The organism is Cellulomonas terrae (assembly GCF_007990265.1).
In the GTDB taxonomy this organism is placed as follows: domain Bacteria; phylum Actinomycetota; class Actinomycetes; order Actinomycetales; family Cellulomonadaceae; genus Cellulomonas; species Cellulomonas terrae.
Genome location: NZ_BJWH01000039.1, coordinates 1 through 9816 on the forward strand (window position 1 = coordinate 1; position 9816 = coordinate 9816).

Annotated in this window: 12 protein-coding genes; 4 read left to right on the plus strand and 8 right to left on the minus strand. The window is 73.3% G+C overall.

All coding sequences use genetic code 11. The features are described from left to right. A partial coding sequence (locus tag CTE05_RS19810) for a non-reducing end alpha-L-arabinofuranosidase family hydrolase (protein WP_281286200.1) occupies positions 1 to 940 on the plus strand: 940 nt, incomplete at its 5' end. 55 nt (positions 941 to 995) lie between these two features. Here CTE05_RS19810 and trxA read toward each other — a convergent pair. Beyond that, complete coding sequence (trxA, locus tag CTE05_RS19815) at positions 996 to 1367, minus strand: thioredoxin (protein ID WP_146848018.1); 372 nt, start codon at positions 1365 to 1367, stop codon at positions 996 to 998. A gap of 124 nt (positions 1368 to 1491) precedes the next feature. Here trxA and CTE05_RS19820 point away from each other — a divergent pair, with 124 nt between their 5' ends. Both CTE05_RS19820 and CTE05_RS19825 read left to right on the plus strand, forming a co-directional pair. Next, on the plus strand, positions 1492 to 2046 hold the full coding sequence (locus CTE05_RS19820) for an NUDIX hydrolase family protein (RefSeq protein ID WP_146848019.1): 555 nt from the start codon (positions 1492 to 1494) through the stop codon (positions 2044 to 2046). Continuing rightward, on the plus strand, positions 2043 to 2687 hold the full coding sequence (locus CTE05_RS19825; protein ID WP_246123776.1) for a Pr6Pr family membrane protein: 645 nt from the start codon (positions 2043 to 2045) through the stop codon (positions 2685 to 2687). Before CTE05_RS19820 ends, CTE05_RS19825 begins: the two co-directional genes overlap by 4 nt. Here the strand turns inward: CTE05_RS19825 and CTE05_RS19830 are convergent. From CTE05_RS19830 to clpS, 7 genes are all read right to left on the minus strand, one after another. Beyond that, positions 2677 to 4323 carry an ABC-F family ATP-binding cassette domain-containing protein gene (locus CTE05_RS19830; protein WP_146848027.1) on the minus strand — a complete coding sequence of 549 codons (1647 nt, stop codon included), beginning with the start codon at positions 4321 to 4323 and terminating at the stop codon, positions 2677 to 2679. The genes CTE05_RS19825 and CTE05_RS19830 overlap by 11 nt on opposite strands. 30 nt (positions 4324 to 4353) lie before the next feature. Next, positions 4354 to 4968, minus strand: a complete 615-nt coding sequence (gene rdgB, locus CTE05_RS19835) for an RdgB/HAM1 family non-canonical purine NTP pyrophosphatase (RefSeq protein ID WP_146848020.1) — start codon at positions 4966 to 4968, stop codon at positions 4354 to 4356. Continuing rightward, positions 4965 to 5762, minus strand: a complete 798-nt coding sequence (gene rph, locus CTE05_RS19840) for a ribonuclease PH (RefSeq protein WP_146848021.1) — start codon at positions 5760 to 5762, stop codon at positions 4965 to 4967. The genes rdgB and rph overlap by 4 nt, the downstream gene beginning before the upstream one ends. 65 nt (positions 5763 to 5827) lie before the next feature. Next, positions 5828 to 6616, minus strand: coding sequence for an MBL fold metallo-hydrolase (locus tag CTE05_RS19845; protein WP_146848022.1), 789 nt, complete (start codon positions 6614 to 6616; stop codon positions 5828 to 5830). Next, positions 6613 to 7428: a glutamate racemase gene (murI, locus tag CTE05_RS19850; RefSeq protein WP_146848023.1), complete on the minus strand. Its 816-nt coding sequence runs from the start codon at positions 7426 to 7428 to the stop codon at positions 6613 to 6615. The genes CTE05_RS19845 and murI overlap by 4 nt, the downstream gene beginning before the upstream one ends. 25 nt (positions 7429 to 7453) lie before the next feature. Further along, entirely contained in the window at positions 7454 to 8107 is a 654-nt protein-coding gene (locus CTE05_RS19855) for a DUF2017 domain-containing protein (RefSeq protein WP_146848024.1), read from the minus strand. Further along, entirely contained in the window at positions 8107 to 8400 is a 294-nt protein-coding gene (gene clpS / locus CTE05_RS19860) for an ATP-dependent Clp protease adapter ClpS (protein WP_246123778.1), read from the minus strand. The genes CTE05_RS19855 and clpS overlap by 1 nt, the downstream gene beginning before the upstream one ends. A 60-nt stretch (positions 8401 to 8460) precedes the next feature. On the opposite strand from clpS, the gene CTE05_RS19865 reads away from it, so the two are divergent. Then, the gene (locus CTE05_RS19865) at positions 8461 to 9804 is read left to right on the plus strand and encodes a nicotinate phosphoribosyltransferase (protein ID WP_146848026.1); all 1344 of its coding nucleotides are present in this window, start codon (positions 8461 to 8463) and stop codon (positions 9802 to 9804) included. Positions 9805 to 9816 lie beyond the last annotated feature (12 nt).

The following is a 9816-nucleotide window of genomic DNA, read 5'->3' on the forward strand; positions in this document are numbered from 1 at the left end:
ACCCCCGCCGACGACGCCGCCGCCCGGTGGGTCGTGCTCGCTGCCCTCGTCCTACCGGTGGTCCTCCTCCGGGGTGCTGGCCACCCCGCGCTCCGGCTGGGCCTCGCTGAAGGACTTCACCACGGCCCCGTACAACGGCAAGCACCTCGTCTACGCGACGACGCACGACAACGGCTCGACGTGGGGCTCGATGAACTTCAGCCTCGTGTCCAACTTCTCCGAGCTGGGCTCCGCCTCGCAGAACGCCATGTCGAACGCCACCGTGGCCCCGTCGCTGTTCTACTTCGCCCCGAAGAACATCTGGGTGCTGGCCTACCAGTGGGGCGGTGCGTCGTTCTCCTACCGGACGTCCAGCGACCCGACGAACCCCAACGGCTGGTCCGCCGCGCAGACCCTGTTCACGGGCACGATCAGCAACTCCGGAACCGGTCCGATCGACCAGGCGCTCATCGGTGACGGCACGAACATGTACCTGTTCTTCGCCGGCGACAACGGGCGGATCTACCGCGCGAGCATGCCCATCGGGAACTTCCCGGGCAACTTCGGCTCGTCCTACACGACCATCATGACCGACACCACGAACAACCTGTTCGAGGCGCCGCAGGTCTACAAGGTCAAGGACAGGAACCAGTACCTGATGATCGTCGAGGCCATCGGCGCCAACGGCCGGTACTTCCGCTCGTTCACCGCGACCAGCCTCTCCGGCTCGTGGACGCCGCAGGCCGCCTCGGAGAGCAACCCGTTCGCGGGCAAGGCCAACAGCGGTGCGACGTGGACGAACGACATCAGCCACGGTGAGCTCATCCGCACCAGCGCCGACCAGACGATGACGATCGACCCCTGCAACCTGCAGCTGCTGTACCAGGGCCGCTCCCCCAGCTCCGGCGGGGACTACGGCCGGCTGCCGTACCGTCCGGGTCTGCTGACCCTCCAGCGGTAGCCCCGCACGCCGAAGGGCCGGCCCCCACGTGGGGGCCGGCCCTTCTGGCGTCCGGTCAGGCGTCGGTGCTGGCCGCGGCCGCGATCTTCTCGCGGACCTCGTCCATGTCGAGCGCCTTGACGGCCTCGACGACCTGCTCCAGCGCGGGGGCAGGCAGCGCGCCGGCCTGGTTGAAGACCAGGATCCCGTCGCGGAAGGCCATCAGCGTGGGGATCGAGAAGATCTGCAGCTCGGCGGCCAGCTCCTGCTCGGCCTCGGTGTCGACCTTCGCGTGCACGACGTCCGGGTGGTTCTTCGAGGAGTCCTCGAAGACCGGTCCGAAGCGCTTGCACGGACCGCACCACTCCGCCCAGAAGTCGACGAGGACGATCTCGTTGTCCTTGATGGTCTGGCCGATCGTGCTGCCGGTCAGCTCAGTCGTCGCCATGAGTTCCTCCAGTGCTCGGTTACCGCCAGATAGAGCGCACGGGCACCACGGACTATTCCCCAGGGTGGGCAGACACACACCTCGGCTGGGGGTGATCGGGTCGGCGGGGCGGTAGACATGGTGGGTGACCGCATCTGCCGAGTTCCCTCGCGGCCCCGAGCGTCCCGCGGGCTGGTTGAGCCCCGACGAGATCGCCAGCGCCCGCACCCAGCTGCCCATCCTCTACGTGGACGCCATCCCCGTGCGCGTGGACGACTCGGGCGACGTCGTCCAGGTCGGTCTGCTGCTGCGGGTCACGCAGGAGGGCGTCATGTCCCGTGCGCTGGTCAGCGGCCGCGTGATGTACCACGAGCGGGTGCGGGACGCCCTGCTGCGGCACATCGAGAAGGACCTGGGGCCGGTCGCCCTGCCGCAGATCCCCGCGTCACCGCAGCCCTTCACGGTGGCGGAGTACTTCCCGACGCCGGGCGTCACGCCGTACCACGACCCTCGCCAGCACGCGGTGTCGCTCGCGTACGTCGTGCCCGTGCTCGGGGACTGCCGGCCGCAGCAGGACGCGATCGACCTGGCGTGGATGACGCCCGAGGAGGCGTGCGCGCAGCAGATCCAGTTCGAGATGAACGGCGGTCAGGGTCTCCTGCTGCGGCAGGCGATGGGGTACGTCGGCCGGCTGCCGTGACGGACGCCCAGCCGCGCTACCTGCTGGCTCGCACCCTGCACACGATCGTGCTCGTCGCGGCGACCGTGGGTCTGTCGATGGAGCTGGTCCGGGCGCTGACGTCCGAGGACACCGGCACGCGGCTGGTGCGCCTGTTCAGCTACTTCACGATCCAGTCGAACCTCCTCGCGGCGATCGCGTCGGGCATGCTCGCGTGGCGGCCCGACCGGCGCGGACGAGTGTTCGCGGTCCTGCGGCTCGACGCGCTGCTCTGCATCGCGGTGACAGGGATCGTGTACCACGCGGTGCTCGCCGGGCTGCAGGACCTCACGGCGGCCGGCGCGCTGTCCAACCTCCTGCTGCACACCGTCGTGCCCGTCGGGACGGTCGTCGCCTGGCTCCTCGTCGGGCCGCGTCCGCGCCTGTCCCCCGCGGTGGTCGGCTGGTCCCTGGTCTACCCGCTCGGCTGGATCGCGTACACCTTCCTCCGAGGCGCGATCGTCGACTGGTACCCGTACCCGTTCCTCGACGTCTCCGAGATCGGGCTCCGGTCCGCGCTCGTGCGCACGGGCGTCGTGGCGGTCGTCTTCCTGATCCTGGCGTTCGCGGCCAGGGCCCTCGAACGGCTCCTGCCTCCGGCGCCGAGGCCCGTCAGAGACTGAGCTCCGGCCAGTCCGCCAGGTCCGCGCGCATCCGGCGGTCGTGGGTGGCGACGACGACGGCGGCCGACGTGGCGCGCAGCGCGGTCGTGAGCTCGTCGACGAGGCCGACGGACAGGTGGTTGGTCGGCTCGTCGAGGATGAGCACGTGCGGCGCCGCGAGGAGCGCGCACGCGAGGTCGAACCGCCGGCGCTGGCCCACGGACAGCTCGCGCAGCGGTCGGTCGAGGTCCTCCTCGGTCAGCAGGCCGAGCGCCGCGACCGGCACGAGCTGCTCCGGGTCGAGCAGGCGGGCCTCCAGGAGCGTCAGCGCGTGCCGGGCGTAGGCGTCGAACCCCGACAGCTGCTCGGCGGTCCCGGCGGCACGCGGGTGCGCGACGAGGGCCGCCGCGTGCTCCGTCGGCCCCTCCTGCGCGAGCACGCCGAGGCGGACCCCCGGCGCGATCGCGCGCACCCCGCGGTCGAGACCGATCGACCCGGCGAGGGCCGCGAGCAGCGTGGACTTTCCCGAGCCGTTCGGTCCGGTGACGAGCAACCGCCCGCACGCGGGCACCTCGATCCGGACACCGGCCAGGTCCAGCCGACCCTGGACCAGCGGCGCGCGCAGGTCCAGGAGCGGACCCGGCTGCGGCTCCGGAGGCAGCGACGGCAGGTCCGGGAACGTCAGGACGAGCGGCGGGGTGGGCACCTGGACGGCCTCGGCCTCGAGCCGCTGGATCAGCCGGTCCGCGGCCTTCACGTGCCCGCGCGCCCGGGTGGCGCGCCGGTGGGTCTGCGAGCCCTTCGGTGGCCGCCACTCGTCGGACAGGCCCTCGTAGCTGGCGTCCAGCTGCTCGGCCAGCGCGAGCGCCCGCTTCCGCTCGGCCCGGTACCGCGCCTGCCACCGGCGGACCATCTGGCTCTTGAGGAACCGGTAGTCCGAGTAGCGCGTCGCCCCGTACAGCGCGGGGCGGCCGTCCATCGCCGGGTCCAGGTCGAGGATCGCAGTCATCACGTCGTCCAGCAGCCGACGGTCGTGCGTGACGATGACGACGGCACCCGGCCACTCGCGCAGACGGGCGGTGAGGTAGTCGATGCCGGCCGCGTCGAGGTGGTTGGTCGGCTCGTCGAGCAGCAGCAGGTCCGCGCGCTCGCCGATCCGGCACGCCAGCCGCACCCGGTACCGCTCGCCGACGCTGAGCTCGTCGAGCCGCCGGTCCGGGTCCCGTGGCGCGCCGAACCGGGTCAGCGCCTCGTCGACCCTGCGGTCGGCGTCCCACGCGGCCAGGTGCTCGTAGCGTGCGACGGCCGCGGTGAGGCGCGCGAGGTCGCCGGACTCGTGGTCGAACCCGTCGATGGCCGCCTGGAGCTCCTCGGCCGCCGCGCGAACGCCACCGAGTGCCTCCGCGACGAAGGTCCCGATGGTCGAGCCGCCGGGCGCGTCGAGCTCCTGCTCGACCGACGCCAGCGTCCCGCTGCGCCGCACCGACCCCGACTGCGGCGCGAGCTCGCCCGCGAGCACGCGCAGCAGGGTCGTCTTGCCGGCCCCGTTCTCCCCGACGACGCCCACCCGGTCCCCCGCGCTGACCACGACGTCGACCCGGTCCAGCACGGGGTGGCCCGGGTAGCCGTAGGTGACGGCGTCGGCGACGAGCTGCACGTCGGCCGTGGAGCTCTCAGTCACGACAGGTCACCCGCCGAGCACCCGCACGAGGGTCGGGACGAGCGCACGGAACGCCGTGCCGCGGTGGCTGATCGCGTTCTTCTCCTCGGGGCTCAGCTCCGCGCAGGTCCGGGTCTCGCCGACGGGCACCAGGATCGGGTCGTAGCCGAAGCCGCCGGTCCCGCGTGGCTCGGTGGCCAGCACACCCTCGAGCGTCCCGGTCTCGACGTGCTCGAAGCCGTCCGGGGTGACCAGCGCGGCCGCGCACACGAACCGGGCGGTGCGGTGCGGCTCCGCGATGTCGGCCAGCTGCGCGAGCAGGAGCGCCAGGTTGGCGGCGTCGTCCCCGTGCGTGCCCGCCCAGCGCGCGGAGAAGATCCCGGGCGCACCGCCCAGGACGTCGACGCTCAGCCCGGAGTCGTCGGCGACCGCCGGCAGCCCTGTGAACGCCGCCAGGGCGCGCGCCTTGATCAGCGCGTTCTCCGTGAACGTGACGCCGTCCTCGACCGGCTCGGGGGCGTCGACGTCCCGCGCCCCGACCACGGACGCCGGGTCGAGCCCGGGCAGGACGGGCGCGAGGATGGCCCGCAGCTCGCCGACCTTGTGCGCGTTGTGCGTGGCCAGGACGAGACGAGCGCTCACCGGTCCGCCAGGCGCGTGGCCGAGCCGTCCCCGGGCGCCGCTGCGAGGGCCGCGACCTGCAGGGCCGTGAGCTGAGCGGTGCCGGTGACCGCGAGGTCGAGCAGCGCGTCGAGCTCGGCGCGGTCGAACGGGGCGTGCTCGGCGGTGCCCTGCACCTCCACGAACGTGCCCGACCCGGTGACGACGACGTTCATGTCCGTCTCGGCCCGCACGTCCTCGACGTACGGCAGGTCGAGGACCGGGACACCGTCGACGATCCCGACGCTCACCGCGGCGACCGAGTCGCGCAGGACCACCTTGTTCGCGGGGACGTGCTTGTTCGCCACGGCCCACGCGACCGCGTCGGCCAGCGCGACGTAGGCGCCGGTGATCGACGCCGTCCGGGTCCCACCGTCCGCCTGGAGGACGTCGCAGTCGAGGACGATCGTGTTCTCGCCGAGGGCGGAGACGTCGATGATCGCGCGCAGCGACCGGCCGACCAGCCGCGATATCTCGTGCGTCCGACCGCCGACGCGACCCTTGACCGACTCACGGTCGGACCGGCTCGACGTGGCGCGCGGCAGCATCGAGTACTCGGCGGTGACCCAGCCCTCGCCGGACCCCTTCTTCCAGCGCGGCACCCCCGGCGTGAACGACGCCACGCAGAGCACCTTGGTGCCGCCGTACTCGACGAGCACGCTGCCCTCGCCGGCCTCGAGGAAGCCGCGGGTCAGCGTCACGGGACGCAGCTGGTCGGGCGCACGGCCGTCGGCACGCACGTGCGCGACCGCTGGGGTGGTGGCAGCAGAAGTCATGCGCACGAGCCTAACGGCGCCCCCGGACACCCCTGACGCCGGCGGTGGTGCCGAGCGTCCGCGGGCTAGAGGGCGTGGACCGCGCCGGGGGTGGCCAGGGCGATCGGTCCGTCGTACGCCGCGGCGGCCTCCGCCAGCGTCACGGCGGGGTCGTTCCAGGCGGGGATGTGGGTGAGGACCAGCTGGCCGACCTCCCCGCGCGCGGCCGCCTCACCGGCGCGGCGGCCCGTCAGGTGCACACCGCGCACGGCGTCGTCACGCCCCTCGAGGAAGGCAGCCTCGGCAAGCAGGAGGTCGACACCCGAGGCGAGGGTGTCGAGGCCCGCGCAGTCGTCGGTGTCCCCCGTGTACGCGAGCGTGACGGTGCGCGCGGGGTCCGTGTCGCTCGGTCCGGACACCCGGACACCGAAGGCCGGGACCGGGTGCTCGACGGCCACCGGCACGAGCGTGAGCGGGCCGACGGCCACCGGCGCGCCCTCCCGCCACTCGACGACGTCGAACTGCCCGTCGGTGCTGGTCGCGGGGTCCTTGCCGGCCATCTGCGCGAGCCGCTCGGCCGTGCCCGTCGGACCGTGCACGGGGACGGGGTCGCACGGGCCGTCCGGGTGGTAGCGCCGCAGGACGTTGAGCACCACCAGGTCGGCCATGTGGTCGGCGTGCAGGTGGGACAGCCCGATCGCGTCCAGCCGGGTGGGGTCACCGAACCGTTGCAGGGCGGTCAGAGCACCGTTGCCGAGGTCGAGCAGGACCGTCCACGTGCGCCCGTCGGCGTCGTCGGCCTGCACCAGGTAGCCCGACGCCGCCGAGTCGGGACCCGGGAACGACCCGGCGCACCCCAGGACGGTGAGCCTCACCGCAGGGCCGCGCTGGGCTCGACGACCTCGACCTCGGGGCCGAGGAACCGGCGCGCGAGGGTGCGGAACTGGTCGGGGTCCCCGGTGGCCAGGAAGCGGTGCACCGGCCGCCCGGCTGCCGGGTCGCGCTCCAGGTCGTGCGCCACCAGCGTGCGGTAGACGTCCTTGGCGGTCTCCTCGGCGCTCGACACCAGGGTGACCTCCTCCCCCATGACGTACGAGATCGCGCCGGTGAGCAGCGGGTAGTGGGTGCAGCCGAGCACGAGCGTGTCGACGCCGGCCTCCCGCACCGGGTCGAGGTACTCGTGGGCCGTGGCCAGCACCTCGGGACCGGACGTGATCCCCGCCTCGACCAGCTGGACGAACCGCGGGCACGCCTGCGTGGTCAGCTCGATGCCGGGCGCCACGGCGAACGCGTCGTCGTAGGACTTCGACTCGACCGTGGACTTGGTCGCGATCACGCCGATCCGGCCGGTCCGCGTCGCCGCCACCGCGCGCCGGGCGGCGGGCAGGATGACCTCGACCACGGGGATCCCTCGCCGCAGCGTGTAGCGCTCCCGGGCGTCGCGCAGCATCGCCGACGACGCCGTGTTGCACGCGATGACCAGCAGCTTCACGCCGGCGTCGACCAGGTCGTCCATGACCTCGAGGGCGTGCGCGCGCACCGCCGCGAGCGGCTTGGAGCCGTAGGGGGTGTTGAGGGTGTCCCCGATGTAGAGGGTGGACTCCTGGGGCAGCTGGTCCAGGATCGACCGGGCAACGGTGAGTCCGCCGACGCCGGAGTCGAAGATGCCGAGAGGGGCGTCGTTCACGCGGACGAGCCTAACCGCTGGCGGCTCACTGGTCCGCCGGGCGGCCCGGGGCGCGCAGGTCGTGCAGCAGGAGGTCCACGAGCGACTCCTGCAGCCAGCTCAGGGCGCCGTACACGGCGACGAGGTAGCGCCGCGCGGCAGGGTCGAGGATCTCGACGGGATCGTCGGCGACCTCGGCCGCCGGCGAGTCGAGCAGCGCGTCGTAGAGACGTTCGGCCTGCTCGTCCGTGCGGATCCCGAGCCGCTCGGCGAGCACGAGCCGCAGGTCGGTGATCGCCGCGGCGACGTCCTGCGCGTCCTGCGGTGCGACGACGAACGCGTCCGCCCGCCAGCCCTCGGTCGGTGTGGTCAGCGCGTCCCAGAGCCGCGTGAGGCGCTCGATCTTCCCCGCGCGCAGGTCGTCCTCGGTGAGCCGGCGGAACTCCGCGGCGATCTGCGGGTCGTCGTGGGACGCGTCCGGCAGCAGCCGCCGTACCGCGGGGTCCGACGGCGGCGGTACCGGCTCGATCCGCATGCGCGGGGTGCCGTCACCCGCGGCGACGACCTCCGGGCCCCGCGCCTCCAGGCGCCCGGCGCCGAGCAGCTCGGCGACGTCCGCCACGAGCGCGGCGATGACGTCACGCTCGTCGGTGTCGAGGCGCGCGGCGTACATCCCGCGGCGACGCTTGAAGGCGCGCATCACTGACCGCTGCGCTGGAGCGTCGCCCAGAGCCCGAAGCCGTGCATCGCCTGCACGTCGACCTCCATCGCCTCGAGCGACCCGGTCGACACGACCGCCCGCCCCTGCTCGTGCACCTGCTTCATCAGCTTCTCGGCCTTCGGACGCGGGTGGCCGAAGTACGACTCGAACACGTACGTGACGTAGCTCATGAGGTTCACGGGGTCGTTCCAGACGATCGTGACCCACGGGTCGGCGACCGCGGTCTTCTCCTCCTGCTCGACGCTGGCGTCGGGGAGGGTCTGCGTTGGCACGTCGTCCACTTTAGGTGCGGTCGCCGGGTCCGGTGAGACCGCCCGCCCTACGTTGGGGCCATGACCGCCCCGCAGGCGCCCAGTGCGGCGCTCCTCACCGACCGCTACGAGCTGACGATGCTCCAGGCGGCACTGGCCGACGGGACCGCGCACCGGCGCTGCGTCTTCGAGGTGTTCACGCGTCGCCTCCCCGCGGGCCGCCGCTACGGGGTGCTGGCGGGGACGGGCCGGGTGCTCGAGTCGCTGCCCCGGTTCCGGTTCGGCGCCGCCGAGCTCGACTGGCTGGCCGACGAGCGGGTGGTCGACGACGCGACGCTCGCGTTCCTGGCGGACTACCGGTTCACCGGGTCGGTCGTCGGCTACGCGGAGGGTGAGGCGTTCTTCCCCTCGTCGCCGGTGATGGTCGTCGAGAGCACGTTCGCGGAGGCGGTCCTGCTGGAGACGCTCGTCCTGTCGATCCTCAACTACGACTCGGCGGTCGCGTCGGCGGCGTCCCGCATGACCAGCGCCGCGATCGACCGTCCCTGCCTGGAGATGGGGTCGCGGCGTGCGCACGAGGAGGCGGCCGTGGCGGCGGCCCGGGCGGCGGTCGTGGCGGGGTTCGCGGGGACGTCCAACCTGGAGGCGGGGCGCCGGTACGGGCTGGCGACGATCGGCACGGCCGCGCACGCGTTCACGCTGCTGCACGACGACGAGGCGGCCGCGTTCGCGGCGCAGGTGGCGGCGTTCGGCGCGGGCACGACGCTCCTGGTCGACACGTACGACGTGCGCCGCGGCGTGGAGCTCGCGCTCGAGGCCGCCGGGACCGGCCTCGGCGCGGTGCGGCTCGACTCCGGGGACCTGGGCGTCCTCGCGCAGGAGGTCCGGGCACAGCTCGACGCGGCGGGCGCGCGGAGCACGAAGATCACCGTCACGTCGGACCTGGACGAGTACGCGATCGCGTCGCTCGCCGTGGCGCCGGTGGACAGCTACGGGGTCGGCACGTCGGTGGTGACGGGATCCGGCGCGCCGACGTGCGGGATGGTCTACAAGCTGGTCGCCCGCGAGGGAGCCGACGGGGTGCTGGCGCCGGTGGCGAAGGCGGCACGGGGGAAGATCAGCGTCGGGGGCCGCAAGGCGGCGGCGCGGCGGCTCGGGGCCGACGGCCGGGCCGTGGAGGAGGTGCTCGTGACCGGCCCCGACGACGACGTCAGGCGATGGGTCTCCCCGGACGCGTCACTGCGTGCGCTGCACGTGCCCCTGGTGACCGACGGCGACGTCGATCCGCGCTGGGTGGGCGCCGACGCGGTGGCCCGGGCAGCGAAACGGCACCGCGCCTCGCGCGACGAGCTGCCGCGCGGGGCGCGACGACTGTCGGACGACGAGGCTGCGGTGCCGACCGTGGCGCTGCGGCTCGGGGACTGAGGGGCCCGAGCC

Coding starts and splice junctions, on each gene's coding strand:
- trxA (WP_146848018.1), bottom strand. CDS start 1,367: ATGGCGACGACTGAGCTGACCGGCAGCACGATCGGCCAGACCATCAAG.
- rph (WP_146848021.1), bottom strand. CDS start 5,762: ATGACTTCTGCTGCCACCACCCCAGCGGTCGCGCACGTGCGTGCCGAC.
- CTE05_RS19855 (WP_146848024.1), bottom strand. CDS start 8,107: ATGCGCGCCTTCAAGCGTCGCCGCGGGATGTACGCCGCGCGCCTCGAC.
- CTE05_RS19865 (WP_146848026.1), top strand. CDS start 8,461: ATGACCGCCCCGCAGGCGCCCAGTGCGGCGCTCCTCACCGACCGCTAC.